General features: G+C 70.2%; 16 protein-coding genes and 2 pseudogenes. 7 read left to right on the forward strand and 11 right to left on the reverse strand.

The features are described from left to right. Positions 1–19 precede the first annotated feature (19 nt). Complete coding sequence (locus BBK82_RS28715; RefSeq protein ID WP_065921425.1) at positions 20–676, reverse strand: nitroreductase family protein; 657 nt, start codon at positions 674–676, stop codon at positions 20–22. Positions 677–747: 71 nt separating this feature from the next. Here BBK82_RS28715 and BBK82_RS28720 point away from each other — a divergent pair, with 71 nt between their 5' ends. Further along, positions 748–1,650, forward strand: coding sequence for a LysR family transcriptional regulator (locus tag BBK82_RS28720; RefSeq protein WP_065917782.1), 903 nt, complete (start codon positions 748–750; stop codon positions 1,648–1,650). Between the two features lie 5 nt (positions 1,651–1,655). Here BBK82_RS28720 and BBK82_RS54465 read toward each other — a convergent pair whose 3' ends face one another. Then, a complete protein-coding gene (locus BBK82_RS54465) occupies positions 1,656–2,087 on the reverse strand; it encodes an MFS transporter (protein WP_335617981.1) in 432 nt (143 codons plus the stop codon). Between the two features lie 142 nt (positions 2,088–2,229). Here BBK82_RS54465 and BBK82_RS54470 point away from each other — a divergent pair, with 142 nt between their 5' ends. Together BBK82_RS54470 and BBK82_RS54475 are read left to right on the forward strand one after the other, a co-directional pair. Continuing rightward, positions 2,230–2,442: a hypothetical protein gene (locus BBK82_RS54470; RefSeq protein ID WP_237047630.1), complete on the forward strand. Its 213-nt coding sequence runs from the start codon at positions 2,230–2,232 to the stop codon at positions 2,440–2,442. A 35-nt stretch (positions 2,443–2,477) separates the two neighbouring features. Then, positions 2,478–3,364 (forward strand): annotated as a pseudogene (locus BBK82_RS54475) (MaoC/PaaZ C-terminal domain-containing protein); the annotation flags it as partial. Position 3,365: 1 nt separating this feature from the next. Here BBK82_RS54475 and BBK82_RS54480 read toward each other — a convergent pair. Both BBK82_RS54480 and BBK82_RS54485 read right to left on the reverse strand, forming a co-directional pair. Continuing rightward, on the reverse strand, positions 3,366–4,502 hold the full coding sequence (locus BBK82_RS54480; RefSeq protein ID WP_237048440.1) for an FAD-dependent oxidoreductase: 1,137 nt from the start codon (positions 4,500–4,502) through the stop codon (positions 3,366–3,368). Between the two features lie 68 nt (positions 4,503–4,570). Continuing rightward, positions 4,571–4,849: pseudogene (locus tag BBK82_RS54485) on the reverse strand (FAD-dependent oxidoreductase); the annotation flags it as partial. Between the two features lie 192 nt (positions 4,850–5,041). Between BBK82_RS54485 and BBK82_RS28740 the strand changes: the two are divergent. Next, positions 5,042–6,301, forward strand: a complete 1,260-nt coding sequence (locus tag BBK82_RS28740; protein WP_065917785.1) for an NAD(P)/FAD-dependent oxidoreductase — start codon at positions 5,042–5,044, stop codon at positions 6,299–6,301. A 70-nt stretch (positions 6,302–6,371) separates the two neighbouring features. Then, complete coding sequence (locus BBK82_RS28745; protein WP_083268211.1) at positions 6,372–6,878, forward strand: helix-turn-helix domain-containing protein; 507 nt, start codon at positions 6,372–6,374, stop codon at positions 6,876–6,878. A gap of 59 nt (positions 6,879–6,937) precedes the next feature. On the opposite strand, the gene BBK82_RS28750 is transcribed toward BBK82_RS28745, so the two are convergent. From BBK82_RS28750 to BBK82_RS28785, 7 genes are all read right to left on the reverse strand, one after another. Beyond that, positions 6,938–7,765, reverse strand: coding sequence for an extensin family protein (locus BBK82_RS28750; RefSeq protein ID WP_065917786.1), 828 nt, complete (start codon positions 7,763–7,765; stop codon positions 6,938–6,940). 345 nt (positions 7,766–8,110) lie between these two features. Next, the gene (locus tag BBK82_RS28755; RefSeq protein ID WP_065917787.1) at positions 8,111–8,740 is read right to left on the reverse strand and encodes a DUF4360 domain-containing protein; all 630 of its coding nucleotides are present in this window, start codon (positions 8,738–8,740) and stop codon (positions 8,111–8,113) included. Between the two features lie 293 nt (positions 8,741–9,033). Next, positions 9,034–9,549 (reverse strand): histidine kinase, encoded by a 516-nt coding sequence (locus BBK82_RS28760; protein WP_065917788.1) that lies wholly within the window; start codon positions 9,547–9,549, stop codon positions 9,034–9,036. Positions 9,550–10,352: 803 nt separating this feature from the next. Then, positions 10,353–11,621 (reverse strand): HAMP domain-containing sensor histidine kinase, encoded by a 1,269-nt coding sequence (locus tag BBK82_RS28765; protein WP_237047631.1) that lies wholly within the window; start codon positions 11,619–11,621, stop codon positions 10,353–10,355. Positions 11,622–11,632: 11 nt separating this feature from the next. After that, the gene (locus BBK82_RS28770) at positions 11,633–12,298 is read right to left on the reverse strand and encodes a response regulator transcription factor (RefSeq protein WP_065917790.1); all 666 of its coding nucleotides are present in this window, start codon (positions 12,296–12,298) and stop codon (positions 11,633–11,635) included. A 4-nt stretch (positions 12,299–12,302) separates the two neighbouring features. Continuing rightward, positions 12,303–12,542, reverse strand: a complete 240-nt coding sequence (locus BBK82_RS28775) for a hypothetical protein (RefSeq protein ID WP_065917791.1) — start codon at positions 12,540–12,542, stop codon at positions 12,303–12,305. Positions 12,543–12,982: 440 nt separating this feature from the next. Further along, positions 12,983–14,176 (reverse strand): glycoside hydrolase family 88 protein, encoded by a 1,194-nt coding sequence (locus tag BBK82_RS28785; RefSeq protein ID WP_065917793.1) that lies wholly within the window; start codon positions 14,174–14,176, stop codon positions 12,983–12,985. Positions 14,177–14,351: 175 nt separating this feature from the next. On the opposite strand from BBK82_RS28785, the gene BBK82_RS50665 reads away from it, so the two are divergent. Together BBK82_RS50665 and BBK82_RS28790 are read left to right on the forward strand one after the other, a co-directional pair. Then, positions 14,352–14,492 (forward strand): hypothetical protein, encoded by a 141-nt coding sequence (locus BBK82_RS50665; protein WP_154697563.1) that lies wholly within the window; start codon positions 14,352–14,354, stop codon positions 14,490–14,492. Between the two features lie 20 nt (positions 14,493–14,512). Continuing rightward, positions 14,513–15,589: a hypothetical protein gene (locus BBK82_RS28790; protein WP_065917794.1), complete on the forward strand. Its 1,077-nt coding sequence runs from the start codon at positions 14,513–14,515 to the stop codon at positions 15,587–15,589. Positions 15,590–15,637: the final 48 nt, after the last annotated feature.

The raw sequence follows: 15,637 nt of genomic DNA on the forward strand, positions 1-15,637 counted from the left end.
CGTCCTCCGGACGCGACGATCAGGCAAACGTGAGCGCCTCCGGCAGCGGCTTGCGGCGCAGGTCGGGAACCTCGCAGTCAGGAGCCGGGTAGCCGATCGGGAACAGGATGTACGGCCGCTCGTGCGGGCGGCCGAACAGGTCGCTCAGGAACGTCATCGGGTTCGGCGTGTGGGTCAGGGTCGCGAGGCCCATCGAGTGCAGCGCCGCGATGAAGAAACCGCACGCGATGCCGACGCTTTCGTTGGTGTAGTAGGTCTTCTGACCGTTCTGCTGCTTCTGCGCGAACGCGACCACGAGCCAGGGCGCGACCTCCAGGAACTCCTTGTGCTCGTCGGTCTCCAACCTGGCGAGCGCCGCACGCCACTCCGGGATGTCGCGCTCCCGGTAGAAGTGGCGTTCCTCCTCCTCTGCCGCCTCCCGCACCCGGCGCTTCAACGCCGGGTCCGAGGTCGCGACGAACCGCCACGGCTGCTGGTGCGCGCCGCTCGGGGCGGTGTTCGCGGCCCGCACCGCCAGCTCGATCGCTTCGGCCGGTACCGGATCGGGTGAGAACCAGCGCACCGAACGACGCTGGTCGAGCAGCTGGTGGAACGCCCGGCCGCGGTCGAGCCCCTCCTCGATCGGCAGCCGCGGCGGGGTGTACGGGACGAACGGGTGGCGGTGTGGTCGGGTCACGACTCCGACGATGCCGACCCGCGACGCCGCACACCAGCTCAAGTTTCTCAAGCCAGCGATAAGCTCAGCTCATGAATCTGCCCAACGTGACGCTGCGGCAGCTGGAGTACCTGATCGCGGTGGCGGAGACCGGGTCGCTGACCGCGGCGGCCGCCCGGTGTCACGTCTCGCAGGCGGCGATCTCGTTGGCGCTCAACGAGATCGAACGCGCGCTGAGCCTCAGGCTGGTCGCCAGGTCACCGCGCAGGGGCGCCGTGCTCACCGCGGCGGGCGGGCAGGTCCTCGCCGACGCCCGCCGGGTGGTCGGTGCGATGAGCGACCTCGGCACCGAGGCCCGCGGCCTCAGCCGGCAGCTCAGCGGAACGCTCGTCGTCGGCTGCTACGCGCCGATCGCGCCGTTCTGCCTGCCCGCCGCGATGGCCACCTTCGCGCAGGCCCACCCCGAGGTGACCGTGCGGTTCGTCGAGGGCAGCCTGCCGGAGATCGGCGAGCACCTCCTCACCGGCCGGTGCGAGGTGGCGTTCCTGTACAGCCAGGACCTGCAGCCGGGGCTCACCTTCCGCACGCTGTCCGACCAGCGGCCGAAAGTCCTGCTGCCGCACCGGCATCGGCTGCGCCGGCGGCGTGCGGTCCACCTGCGCGAGCTGGCCGGCGACCCGTTCGTGCTGCTGGACGTGCCGCCGAGCGAGCAGTACTTCCGCTCGGTGTTCGCCGCCGCGGGCCTCGACATGGTCGTCACGCACCGGGCACGCAGCTTCGAGCTCGCCCGCTCGCTGGTGGCCCGCGGTCTCGGCTACACGATGACCGTCCAGCAGCCGGCGGTCTCGCAGTCCTACGAGGGACTGGAGATCGTCAGCCTGCCGGTGCGCGACACCGTGCCGACCACCCCTGTCGTGCTGGGGTGGGCCGAAGGGCCGTTGACCCGCCGCGCCCAGGCCTTCGCCGAGCACTGCGCCACCCTGTTCGGCCCCTGAGCAGTTCACCGTGGACGGTGGGTCCGCAGCAACGCGGCCAGCACCGCGCCGACCGCCACGAACGGCGCGATCCAGAGGAACCCGGTGCCGATGCTCGCCGCGATGTCGTCGGACAGCAGCGCGCCGAACACGGTCACGCCGAACGCGGCACCGATCGAGCGGAAGAACGTGACCATGGCGCTCGCGGCACCGATGTCCCGCACCGGCACGGCGTTCTGCGCCGCGGTCAGCGCGACCATCGGCACCATGCCGATCCCGATGCCCGTCACCAGGAACGCCCCGACGAGCAGGAGCTGCCCGGTGCGGGCGCCGAGCGTGCTCAGCAGCAGGAGCCCCACGACCGTGATCGCCATCCCGGCCACCAGAACGAGCCGCACCCGCCGCGCGTCGGTGATCCACCGCCCGGCCAGCGACTGGCTCAGCACCAGCCCGATCACCAGCGGCAAACATGTGCACACCGGACGCCGTCGCCGACACCCCGCCCACGACCTGCAGGTACGTCGGCAAGTAGACCAGCGCGCTGAACATCGCCACGTTCGCGATGAACCCACGAGCGAGGCGATCACCACCGGCCGCGAGGTGAACAGCGACAGCGGCAGGATCGGCGCGGCCGCCCGGCGTTCGGCCGGGACCACCAACACCACCAACGCGATCGTGGCCACGGCCAGGCCCAGCACCGGCGGGGAGGCCCAGCCCCAGTCGGCGCCGAACGACGCGGTCAGCACCAGCCCGGTGGCGGCCGCCGCGATCAGCAGCGCGCCGAGGTGGTCGATGCGGCCCGCCGACCGGTGAGCAGTCGCCGGCAGCGAGCGCGCGGCGATGAACAGGAGCAGCGCGAGGAGGTCCGGCGGTCGCTGAAGGCGTTGCAGGAGAACGCATCCGTCGTGTACGGCGATGGTGCTCTGTCCCCTGTAGACGCCGATGCCGTACTCGTCGGCCGGCGACGCGGTGACCTTGGCGGCGCGTGGTTCGGGGTCGCTGGTCGGGTCGATCGTCTCGGCGGACACGGACTTCGTGCGCGACGTCGGATCGGCGTGGCGCCGTGGCACGGGCGGTTGCTGGTGCTGGACCGCGACGAGGCGGGGGAGTCGACCGGGCACGGGTCGCCGTTGCCGATGCTGGTGCACGGTGGTCCCGGCCGGGCCGGCGGTGGTGAGGAGATGGGCGGCATGCGGGGCGCGCTGCACCACATGCAGCGCACGGCCGTGCAGGGCTCGCCCAAGGCGTTGGCGGCGGTGACGAACCGGTGGGTCGCCGGGGCACCGCGGGTCGAGGCGGACGTGCACCCGTTCCGCAAGACGCTGGCGGAGCTGCGGCTGGGCGACACGGTCGTGGCCGGGCCGCGCGTTGTGACGATGGCGGACATCGAGCACTTCGCCGAGTTCACCGGCGACACGTTCTACGCGCACATGGACGAGGAAGCCGCCGCGGCCAACCCGTTCTTCGGCGGGCGGGTCGCGCACGGCTACCTCGTCGTGTCGTTCGCGGCCGGGCTCCTCGTGTCACCGGAGCCGGGGCCGGTGCTCGCCAACCACGGCCTGGAGAACCTGCGGTTCCTCACGCCGACGAGCTGACGGTGACGCTGACCGTCAAGCAGATCACGCCACGCGAGGACCAGGAGTACGGCGAGGCCCGCTGGGACGCCGACGTGGCGAACCAGAAGGGCGAGCCGGTGGCGCGCTACGACGTGCTGACGCTGGTGGCGAAGAAGTAGCTCACTTCGGCTCGCGGCGGGGGAGGGGCTTGGTGGCAGGTCCCTCCAGCACGGTGCCGTCGACGTCGAACCGCGAACCGTGGCACGGGCAGTCCCAGCTGCGCTCGGCGGCGTTGAACCGCACCATGCAGCCGAGGTGCGTGCACCGCATCGACACCGCGTGCAGCTGCCCGTCGGGGTCGCGGTAGACACCGGTCTTGCCCAGCCCGTCGCGGATCACGTGGGCGTGGTCGGGCGGCAGCTTGTCGCTGTTGGTGGCGTCGGCGGGCATGATCCGGTCGCCGATCATCTCGACGGCGACCTCGGCGTTCTTCTTGACCAGGGTCGGCACCGACTTCAGCGACAGCCGGTGCGGGCTGAACCGCTCGGCGAGGTCGTGGGGCTTGCCGGTGACGAGGTCCGCGAGCAGCGTGCCGGCGAACGTGCCGGAGCTCAGGCCCCACTTCATGTACCCGGTGGCGGTGAACATCGTGGTCGAGCCGGGCGTGTAGCTGCCGATCATCGGCAGGTGGTCGTAGGCGGTGGGGTCCTGCGCCGACCAGCGGTGCGTGATCTCCTGGACGGGCCAGTGCCTGCGGGCGAACTCCTCCAGGCGCCGGTACGGTTCGACCACCTTCTTGCCGGTCTCGTGGCTCTGGCCGCAGACGATCAGCTGGTCGCCGTAGGCGCTGATCGACCACGAGGGGCTGCCCGCGCTGATGGCGAGCGCGCTCGGCGGCGGCCCGTCCAGCCGCGCGGCGACGGCGTACGAGCGCGGGGTCTTCAGGCGGGCGAAGAACAGACCGCGGTCGAGCAACGGGTAGTGCGTGGCGAGCACGATCCGGTCGAAGTGGACCTCACCGTCCGCGGTGGACAGGCGGCGTCCGGTCACGTCGAGCACGCGGCTGTGCTCGTAGATCCTGCTGCCGTCACCGTCGACGGCGGAGGCGAGGCCCTGCAGGTACTTGACCGGGTGCAGCGTCAGCTGGTCGTCCAGCAGCACGGCCGCGTGCACCTCGAAGGGCAGGTCGATGTCGGTGCCGAGGCGGACCGGCAGCCCGGCCTTCTGCGCGGCGTGGAACTCGGCCTCGACCGTCGGCACCTCGTCCTCGGTGTAGGCGTAGGTGGCGGCGGTCCCGCGGCGCAGGTCGCAGGCGATCTCCTCTCGCGCTGCACGAGGTCGGCGACCAGGGCGACGGCCTCCTGCGAGGCGGAGGCGTAGTCGGTGGCGGTCGCGACGTCGTGGGTGCGGAGCAACGTCGAGTACACAGTGGACTGCAACGCGGTGACCTTGGCGGTGTTGTTGCCGGACACACCGGACGCGACCCGGTCCGCCTCCAGCACCACGACCCGCAGGCCGCGGCGTTTGAGCAGCAGGGCGGTGGTCAGGCCGGTGATGCCGCCGCCGACGACGGCCACGTCGAACGTGTGGGTGCCGGTGAGGCGCGGGCGGGAGTCCGCGGGCAGTGCGGAGAGCCAGAGCGACTGGTCGCCGGTGGTGGTCATGGCGGGCGGGTACCCGGGAGGTGCCGAGGCATGCACGGGGAGTGCCGGGCGGGGAGTCCGGGCGGGGACGGTCGCCGGAAGGCGGTGAGGCGGGAGGCGGTGAGGCGGGAGGCGGCCGGGCGGGACGCACCCGTGCGTGGAGTCGTCGGGAGGCGCTGTGTCGGGGCGGGCATACCGGGGTATGCGACGTGCATGGGTAAGCACCGGGTAGTTGTCGTCGGCGGTGGGTTCGGCGGCCTGGGCGTCGTGCGCGGTCTCAAGCGCGCCGACGTCGAGGTCACGCTGATCGACCGCACCAACCACCACCTGTTCCAGCCGTTGCTCTACCAGGTGGCGACGGCGTTGTTGCCCGCGGGCGACATCGCGCCCGCGTTCCGGGCGATCCTGCGCAAGCAGCGCAACGCCCGCGTGCTGCTGGGCGAGGTGACCGGGTTCGACACCCAGAAGAAGCTGGTCGACGTCGACCTCGCGGACGGCACGGCGCACCGGGTTCCGTACGACACGCTGGTGGTGGCGGCCGGGGCGCGGGACAGCTACTTCGGCAACGACGAGTGGGCCCGGCACGCGCCGCCCATGAAGACCCTGGAACAGGCCGTCGACCTGCGCTCACGTCTGTTGCGGGCGTTCGAGCACGCGGTCACCGGTGACCCGAAGGAGTGGTTGTCGTTCGCGGTGATCGGGGCCGGGCCGACCGGGGTGGAGCTCGCGGGGCAGCTGGCGGACCTGGCGCGGCGCGCGCTCAAGGGGCAGTTCCGCGAGATCGACCCGCGTGACCTGCGGATCACGCTGCTCGACGGTGTGCCGCACGTGTTGCCGCCGTTCTCGGAGCCGCTCCGGGAGCACGCGCGCAAGAAGCTCGAACAGCTCGGCGTCACGGTCATGACCGGCGCGATGGTGGAGTCGATCGACGGGCACGGGCTGACCACCAAGGACGGGGACCGGGTCGAGGCGAGGACGATCATCTGGGCCGCCGGTGTGCAGGCCTCGGAGCTGTCCCGCAAGCTCGCCGAGGCCACGGGGGCGGAGCTCGACCGCAAGGGCAAGATCATCGTGAGTCCGGTGGACTGCTCGGTCACGCCGGAGATCTTCGCGGTCGGTGACATGGTCAACCTGAACGACCTGCCCGGCATCGCCGAGCCCGCGATCCAGGAGGGGCACCACGTCGCCCGCGTGATCAGGGCCAGGCTGGAAGGCCGCGAGCACAAGCCGTTCAAGTACCTCGACCTCGGCACCATGGCCACGATCTCGCCGGGTGACGCCGTCGCGGACATCAAGAAGCTGCGACTCACCGGGGTCATCGGCAAGGTGGCCTGGGCCGTGGTGCACATCGCGTTCCTGGTCGGCTGGCGCAACCGGCTGGCCGTGCTCGCGAACTGGGGCTGGAACATCGTCACCGGCCGCAGGACGCAGTCGATCATCCTGGAGCCGGTGGAGGCGATAGAGCGGCGATAAGCCGCAGGTCTAACGTCCAACGCACCCGACGGCCGGGTCGGGTGCTCCGTGAGCCAGCGGAAGTGGACGTATGTCGAACCAGGTGAACCAGCTGCCGGTCGAGGTCGTGCGGTGGCCGGTGGACGCGGCGGCACGGGAGGCGTGCCAGCGCAGCGGGACGTTGTGCCTGCTGGTGCTGGAGAAGAACGTGCCGGCGCCCGTGCTGACGGACATGCGGGAGGACTGGGTCCGCGCGCCCGTGCCACACCAGGACCTCGCCGTGCGCATCGCGATGCTGAGGGCCCGTGCGGCCCGCTATGCCGTGCCGGAGCTCGACGCGTCCGGCATCCTGCGCTTCCGGGCCAGATCCGTGGTGCTGAGCCCGACCGAGCGGGCGCTGATGGCCGAGCTGCTGCGCCGGTTCCGCGGGCTGACCAGCCGGGAGGACCTGCTGGGCCGGCTGCCGACGCAGGACGGCGACACCAGCAACGCGCTGCACCTGCACATCATGCGGTTGCGCCGGCGGATCGCCCCGCTCGGCCTGGTGATCAAGACGTTGTGGAACCAGGGCTACCAGCTGGGTCCCGCCAGCGCCTAAGAGCACGACCCGTGCCGGTTGCCCCTGCACGGCACGGGTCGTGAGCCGAACGCGGCGGGTCAGATGTTCTGGTTCGCGAAGCCCTTGGTCGCGATCTTCGACAGCATCGACTGCCACACCGACGAACTGGTGTGCGGGTCGCCGGTGACCGCGAGGGCGGACTTCAGGCCGTTGAACGCGCTCGTCGTCGCCGGGCCCCAGATGCCGTCGATCGCGAGGCCCGAACCGCGGAAGTTGTTGCACACGGCCTGGACGAACTTGGTGTCGGACTCGGAGTCCTTGACCGCGCGGACCGGCATGCCGCCGAAGTCGGCGTGGATGTGGTCGGCGTGGTCGGCGTTGTACCAGCCGTCGAGCACGTACCGGAACCGGCGGCGGCACACGGCCTCCGTCGCCAGGTAGCGCTTGCGGACCGACGCGGTGCCCGAGGCGTGCGCGCGGTCGAGCGGCGAGATGGTGTTGCCGCCGGACCAGCGGACGTGGTCGAGGTCCATCGCGGTGCCGGCGCCGTGCTGACCGGCCTTGTTGACGTAGAAACCGGCCGAGACGATGTAGCTGATCGAGCCGTAGCTCGACGACAGCGACCGCAGGTCGCGGATCCACGCCACGAGCGCGTTGTAGAACGCGTCGGTCGCCTGCCAGTTGCGCGCGGTCGTGTTGCCGCGGTTGGAGCGCCAGTAGTAGACGGGCGTGCCGTCGATCTTCTGGAACGTCATCAGCGCGGCGGCGCTGACGTCGGAGGCGGCGAACTCCTCCTCGCGGTGCTGGTCACCGATCTTCGGGTCGGCACCGGCCAGCCCGGGAGCGATGGTGGACAGACCGGCGAGGCCGGCGACGGCCGCCGCGCCCGTGACGAAGCCGCGCCTGCTGACGTTGTTCTCGAACACCCCAGTTTCTCCCTCTGCCTTCAGGGCCGGCGCCGCCAGGAGGAAGGGCCTGTCCGTGCAACCGGCCTGAGGGAGTCTAGGGATGGCGATCACCCCGGGGAACGTGCGCTGACCTGCGGTTTTCCTTTGCCTTTACCGCGCGGAACCCGGTACCCGGATCAGGCCGCGCCCGGTGCCGGTGCCGCGCTTCTCCATCGCCGGCTCGGCCACCGGCACACCGAAGGCGGTCCAGCCGGTCGGTGTTCACGGTGCCCGGTCACCCGGCGGCGCAACGTGGTCAACCGGTCACGCCGCCGGGCAGGCAGGGGCAGTGCTACGTCTTCAGGGGTGTTGTCAGTGGTGTTGTCAGGGCTTCGGGCACTTCTTCCAGGCGAAGTGGTAGATCGTCTCGAACGAGCCGTCCGTGGAGTCCATCGCCATGAAGCTCGTCTTCTTCGGGTCGGAGGTGCCCTTGTCGACCCGCAGCTCGGTGTTGATGTTGAAGTTCCGCTTCGCGCCGCACGGGTGGTAGACGATCGAGGCGACGTCGGTCTTGTGCGTGACCTGCCAGGTGTCGCTCAGCGCGCCGTTCCACGTCTTCGTGCGCTGGTCGTTGTCCGACAGGCCCTGGAAGTAGTAGCTGGCACGCTGGGTGCCCTTCGCGCCCTTCTCGAGGTGGGCGAAACCTCTGTAGTCGGCCTGTGCGATGCCGTAGGTGAACCCGGACGGCACGTTGACCCGGAGGTTCAGCTGGCAGTTCTTCCGGAAGTCCGTCGGTAGGGCCTGCGGGCCGACCTGGGCCAGGTACTCGCTGTAGGTGACCGTGAACGCCTTGTTGTCGGGGGAGACGGCGACGGCGGCGGTGCCGATGCGGCAGCCGGAACCGTTGACCGTGACGACGTCGATGGTGATCTGACCGGTCGGGGGCGGGTCCGCGGCGGGCGGGACGACGATGGTGGACAGAGCCAGGCCGGCCGCAGCCAACATGCTGATCATGGGACACCTTTCCGAATGTGCTGCTGACAGTCGGGCGGCGTGGTACGGGACCGTATCCGAAGGGGTTGTCAGGTGCCGCCCGCCAACCGGGGCAACATCGCGGATCGCAAGGCGGCGGCAACATTCAGCGCCTTTTCGTGACATTTGGTGCTCGCCTGGTCACGATTCAGCAGCGCTCTGTTCGGCAAGCCTTGCGAATTCGTAAGGAACAGGCGGCGAAAAGGGCCGGACAAGCGACAAGGGCGCATCCACGGGTGGACGCGCCCTTGCGGGTGAAACCGGGTGCCGGGGTGTCAGCGGGGTCCTGCGGGACCGCCCATCGAGCCGCCGAGTCCGAACAGGATCCGCTGGATGAGCTCGGGATCGACGTCCGGCTCGTCGCCGAGCGCCTCCGCGGCGGGCGAGCGGCGGCGTTCCCGGCGCGGCAGCGGGACGGCGCCCGCGTTGACGCCGGTCGGCAGCGGGATCTCGCACCAGATGAGCTTCACGCCTCCGGCGAGCTGCAGCTCGCCGGTGCGCAGGTCGGGTGAGGCGGGTGGCATGACGAACCTCGCCGCCTCCAGCTCCACCACGAGGTAGTCGCCGCTCAGCCGCAGCCTCAACGTGATCAGCCGCGAGGTCTTCGGGTCCGCGGACTCGATCGCCGCCTCCACCAGGGCGCACGCGACGACGGAGCACTCGCCGACCATGTTGCGCAGCCGCCACTCGCTCAGGGTGAACCGGACGAACAGATCCGCGCAGTTCACCGCGGTGGGCAGCGCGATGAGTGTCAGGTCGTCGACCTGGGCGGTCTGGGCGTTCGCCTGCATGCTGCCTCCGTTTCGCGTGCGGCGCGCGAGATCACGACAGTCACTCGAATGGCCGTCGCGGTGTGCGGGAATCTACATGGGTATACGGAGGAAGCAATGGGCTGGTTGACTCGTCCGTCAAAAGTAACGCTCAAGTCACGACGAGACCCCCTGGTGTTTACTGTGAGTAGAACGGTCGGGGGACTTGATCACTCTTCGTGTCTAATCGACAGCAATATCGTCCTAAGGCGAACTTGCGGGCAGCGCTGACTCTCGTACTGACGAGCTCGATGGCGTGAGGGTCGATGATCGGCTCTGTTCGTGAATGCATGCGCCTCTGAGTTCATGTTCGGGTGTCGGTGGCGACTCGAGGCGAAGTCGACCGTGGTTCTTTTGAGCGAAACGACATCCACCACATTAATTCGACAACACGCTTCCGTTTTCGGTGGAGTGGTGGCGGTGAGGTCGGGATGTCGTTGTGACTGCGCTTTGCGGCGTGCGGTCGGCCGCTCGAACTTAAATATATTTAAAACGGATTAATCGTCTGAACGGTGGATTGGCGGCGGGTGGCCGTCGGCTAACTTCGGTGGTGATCGCGGGAAGTGATGGACCAGACCACCTGAATACGCCGGTCCCCACACCTGGCGCCGAGAGCCCCGGCTGATCCACCTCGTAACACCGGTGTGGGAAGGCAGGCGCGCACCGCTCACCGGTTCCTCCCTCCTGCTCGGAACCGGTGGTGCGGCAGCGGTGCGGCGCGGCCGGCCGGTGCCCGCCGGCGGCGTCGGACCCGTCCCACGGTCCGCGCCGCCGGCGGTGTGCTTTCAGCCAGTGACCCTCCGGAGCCTCAATTGCACGCGTGCCCCGCCCAGCGGCCCGCGGTCGACGTGGAGCGAACCACCCGTGCTCTCCGCGACCCTGCGGGCGATGTCGAGCCCCAGCCCGGTGGAACCACCGCCGCTGCTGCCGCGCCGGACCGCCTGCTCGGTGTCGCGGATGCCCGGTCCGGCGTCCTCGACCACGAGGGCCACCAGGTCGGCCTGGTGCACCAGCGCGACGGCGAACCGCGTGCCCTCCGGCGTGTAGCGGAAGACGTTGCCCAGCACCGCGTCCAGCGCCGCCGTGAGGTCGGTGCGGGCCAGCGGCACGAGCGCGGGGTGGTCGGCACCCCTGACCGTCCACGGCCGCTCCTGGTCGTCGGCGAGCGCGGACCAGAACACGAGCCGGTCGCGCACGACGCTGGAGGCGTCGACGGCCGTGCTCTCCGGTTGGAGGCCCGAACGGGCCGCCTTGATGATCTCGTCGACCTCTCTCTCAAGCCCTGTCACGGCCGCCCGGATGCGGTCCGCCCCCATCCCCTGTCCGAGGGTGTCCGCGTCCAGCAGGAGGGCCGTGAGGGGTGTTCTGAGGCGGTGGGAGAGGTCGGCGACCACCTCGCGTTCGGCGGCGAGGAGGTGCCGGACGCGTTCGGCCATCGCGTTGAAGGCCCGCCCGACCTCCTTGAGCTCGGGCGGGCCCTTGACCGGCACGCGCACCGACAGGTCGCCGTGGCCCATCCGCTTGGCGCCGTCGGCCAGCGCCCTGGTGGCGCTGACCGCCCGCGCGCCCATCCGGTCGGCGACGAACACCGACCCGGCGACCAGCCCGACCGCGACGCCGGCGAGCGCCAGCCAGGTGCCCATGACGCCGTGGGTGAGCTGCTCCTCGGGCACGAACGCCTCGACGATCGCGATCTCGTTGACGCCCAGCGCGATCGGTTGCAGGTACGCGACCCCGTCCGGGCGTTCGGCGACGATCGCCCTGGCCTGCTTCACCGCGTCGGCGAACTCCCGCGCGGTGATGTGCGAGGTGCCGATCGTGACCGGCCCGGTGAAGTGCACGGCGAGCCGCTGCTGCCCGCCGTAGCGGGTGGTGGCGATGGCCTGCCGCAGGTCCTGGGGCTTCCTGGTGATGACGAGCGTCGGCGTGAGGGCGTTGGCCTGCTTCTGGGCCTCGCTGAGCGCGCGGTCGTAGGCCGCGGTCTTGACCACGATCGCGAGCGGGATGAGGAACGCCAGCGCCACCATGCTCGTCGCCGCGAGAGCGACGAGCACCAGTGACCGCCTCACCTCGGTGCGACCAGACGCACGCCCACCCCGCGCACGGTGTGCAGGTACCGCGGCTGGGCCGCCCTCTCGCCGAGCTTGCGCCGCAGCCAGCTCAGGTGCACGTCCAGCGTCTGGTCGTCCCGGTTGGACGGCCACAGGTTCTGCAGGATCTCCGCGCGGGGCACGACCTCGCCCTGCCGGGAGGCGAGGAACGCGAGCAGCTCGAACTCCTTGTGCGTCAGCGAGAGCTCCTGCCCGTCCACAGCGGCCTTGCGGCGGTCCACGTCGATCTCCAGCCCGCCGATCTTGAGCTGCTTGTGGTCCTTGGCCCTGCGCAGCACCGCCTGCACGCGCGCGCCCAGGTGCTCGCTGGAGAACGGTTTGACCAGGTAGTCGTCGGCGCCGGCGTTGAGCAGGCGGATGATCTCCTGCTCGTCGTCGCGGGCCGTGGCGATGACGACCGGGGTGTCGGTGACACCCCGGATCATCCGCAGCGCGTCGCTGCCGTCGAGGTCGGGAAGGCCGAGGTCGAGGACCACGACGTCGTAGGAGTTCGCGGAGACTTCGCGCAACGCCTCGATCGCGAGCGCCACACCGTGCACGATGTGGCCCTGGTCGGTGAGGGCGCGGGTGATGGCTCCGCGCACGGCGGGGTCGTCCTCGACGAGCAGTACCGATGCCATGTCGCTAACGGGAGGACGTCGCGGTGAGACGGTCGATCGGGTACCTGGCCGCGTGGGCGGTGGTCACCACCGTGGCCGTCGGGCTGTCGTGGCTCGGGATCCGGTCGGCGATGGAACCGGCGCCCGTGGCCGTGGTGGAGGGGACCGGTGGGCCGGGGGTGTTGCCGTTGCCGACTGTGTCGATTTCTGTGCCGGTGCCGACCACGACCTCCGTCAGCGTTCCTGCCGTTGTTGCCACGACCACCAGGCCTCCCTTGCGCTCGTCCGCTCCGGTGACGACTGTTCCGCCGAGTAGTACGGATGGGCGGGGTGGTGTGGCTCAACTTCCTGCCGGGGAGTGGCAGGCGGACGGGTCGTACGTCCACGCCTTCCACTTGCGGGGCGGGGATGTGGTGGTCCGGTATCGGGCGGTCGGGGTGGAGGCGTTGTCGGCTACGCCGGCGGAGGGGTGGGCTGTTGCGGTGGAGCAGCCCGGGGGGCCTCTCGTCGTCAACTTCCGGGACGGGGCGGGGAGGTTGTCCCGGTTGGAGGCGACGTGGAACGGAGGGCCGACGGCGCGGGTGGTCGAGAAGTAGGCCCGGAACGCTGACCAGGTCGATGCCACTTCCGTCGCTTTGAGGGGCCTGGAACGCCCGTCGCGAAGTGGCTCGGCCGAGCCACTTCGCGACGGGTCGCCTTCTGCGGTTACAGGCCGATGGCCTTGGCGATCTGAGTGGGCTTGAGGACGCGGAGGATGGCCTCGAAGAGGTAGTAGTCGCCGTAGGGGAGGGAGACTTCTACGCCGTCTTCCGAGGGGCGGTTGCGGGTTCCTCGGGCCAGGACCGCCTCTGCCCGCGTGGAGTTCGTCGTCAGGCAGGTGCGGGACAGGGCGTCGAGGATCAGGAGCGCGCGGTCGCGGTAGCGGGTGTGGCCGGTGGCCTTGGCGAGGTCGAGGAGGCCGCAGGCGAGGATGGCGCCTGCGGAGGAGTCCTTGATGTCGTTGGGGGCCAAGGGGGAGCGGTAGTCCCAGACCGGGACGTGGTCCGGGGTGAGGGCGGAGAGGGCGTAGTCGGCCATCTTGCGGGCCGTGGTGCGGAACTCGGTCAGGCCCGTGCGGCGGTACATGGTGGTGAAGCCGTAGATGCCCCAGGACTGGCCGCGGGACCAGGACGAGGTGGGGCTGTAGCCCTGGACGGTGTTCGGGCCGAGAGGCGCGCCGGTGTCCGGGTCGAAGTCGAAGACGTGCGGGGTGGAGCCGTCCGGGCGCAGGAAGTGGGTCTGGGTGGTGCGGGCGTGGGCGATGGCGATGTCGAGGAACCTGCGGTCGCCCGTGTGTTCGGTGGCGAAGGCGAGGAGGTCGAGGTTCATCATCGTGTCGATGATGACGCGGCCCGCGTTGCCGGGGGTGCCGAGGCGGCCCCAGGCGCGGATGAACCCGCCGGTGGCGTTGTAGCGCTGGAGCAGGGTGGAGGCGGCTTCGACGGCTCCGTCGCGCCACTTGGTGTTGCCGGTGCGGCGGTATGCGGTGATCCAGCTGGGGTAGAAGAGGAAGCCCAGATCGTGGTCTCGGGGGTCGAGGCGGCGGGGAGCCAGACGGTCGTTGGCGGCTTCCGCGAGGGTGCGGAAGGTGGGGTCGGCCGAGTCGAGGTGGGCGAGCCAGAGGGTTCCCGGCCAGAAGCCGCCGACCCAGCCGCCGTCGGCGACGTAGGTCCACTTCTCGAAGCGGGTGATCTCCGGGAACGAGGTGATGCCCGGTGCGACCTGGCGGAGCTTGGCCAGACCGTGGTCGAGGGTCGCGCGCAGGCGTGCCGGGTTCGCTGAGGCCTCAGCGGTGCCGAGTGAGGCGGCCAGGGGAGTGGCCGCGGCTGATGCCAGGAGGGTGCGTCGAGACAGGTTCACGAGACCGTCCAGTCCCTTTCGTGTCCTTGCGCCCGGCGACACAGTGCCAGAAGCGATCAAGGTCTGACAAGAGGTATACGGGATTCGCATGGGCAGTACGGAGAATCTTGGGATTGACGGTGTGAAAAATTGATTCTTACGCTCGATTGCGTCGAATCGAGTTGGAGGTCATGAGATGGCACAGGTACGCGTTCGCAAGCCGGTCGCGCCGGTCGTGCTCACGCCGTCGCTGGTGCAGGCGATGATCGCCCGCCGGCAGGCCGTCCAGGTGGCCAAGTTCCGCACCACCTGCACCGACTGCCTGCCCAACTACTGAGCGGGTGAGGGGACTTCGCCGTGGAGATCGACGCTGATGCGCTGGTCCGCGCCTTGGCGGTGTGCTGCGGCGAAGAACCCGCCGACCGGGCGGAGGCGGTGTGGCTCGCGCGCAAGAAGCAGCCCTCGTTCCTCGCCACCCTGTGCTCGGCGTGGGGTGAGCTGAACGACGGGCTGGCGTTCGAGCTGGCCGCGCAGCGGGAGCGGGTGGGGTTCTACCGGGTGCTGGCGGCCTCGCTCGACTCGCCGGAGGTCATTCCGCTCAAAGGACTGGAAGTCGGTCGTTTGCACCCCGACGGCTGGGTCAGATATATGAACGACCTGGATTACCACGTCGCCGAGCCCGAGTTGCTGTGGGAGGTGGCGGCGTCTTTGGTGGGACGTGATTGGTCGCTCGACTCCGGCACGTTCACAAGGGTGAACAATTCGCTTCAGGTGATGTTGAGCTTTCGCCTGCCGCACCCCGACCGGTACCAGTTGCCGTACGGGGTGGAGCTGGCGAGCTACGTGAGCCTCGGCGACCTCGGTGCGGTGCCGCCGGTGCTCGCGCTCACGCCGGACCTGGCGCCGGTGAAGAACCTGATGATGCTGTTGTTCGAGCGCTTCGAGCAGCCGTTCCGCGCCCGCGACCTGGTGGACGGGGCGTTGCTGGTGGAGGCGGCCCGCGCGGCCGACGTGGAGCGGATGCTGGACCGGCTCGACCTGTGGCCCGAGTACGCCGAGCTGGCGTCGCTGCTGGCACGTGCCGAGCTGGGACCGTCGCTGGAGGTTCCGCGTGACGCCGTTGCGAGAGCACGACGGCGTCGCGCGGGACGGGCGGTGCGCAGCTCGTTGTCGGCGGCCGGGCTGGCACGGCGCGCCCAGCAGCGGATGGTGGAGCGCGGGCTGCCCGCCGCCGGGCGCAAGGTCCTCGAACGGGTCGGGGCCCGGTGGGCGCTCGACTCGGGGTTGCTCTGCTTCGGGCTGCCGGTGGACGGGCGGTCCGAGCGCGTGCGGGTCGGCGGGCGGGACGACCTCACGTGGGTCGACACGCCGGTCGGCCGGTTCCTGCTGACTCCCGGCGACGAACTGCCGTCGTCCGCCGAGGAGTTCGTCTGAGGAGGTGGTGCTGCATGGCCGCGAACTCCCGCAAGCCGAAGATCCCGA

This window comes from Lentzea guizhouensis (assembly GCF_001701025.1).
GTDB classification, from domain to species: Bacteria; Actinomycetota; Actinomycetes; order Mycobacteriales; family Pseudonocardiaceae; genus Lentzea; species Lentzea guizhouensis.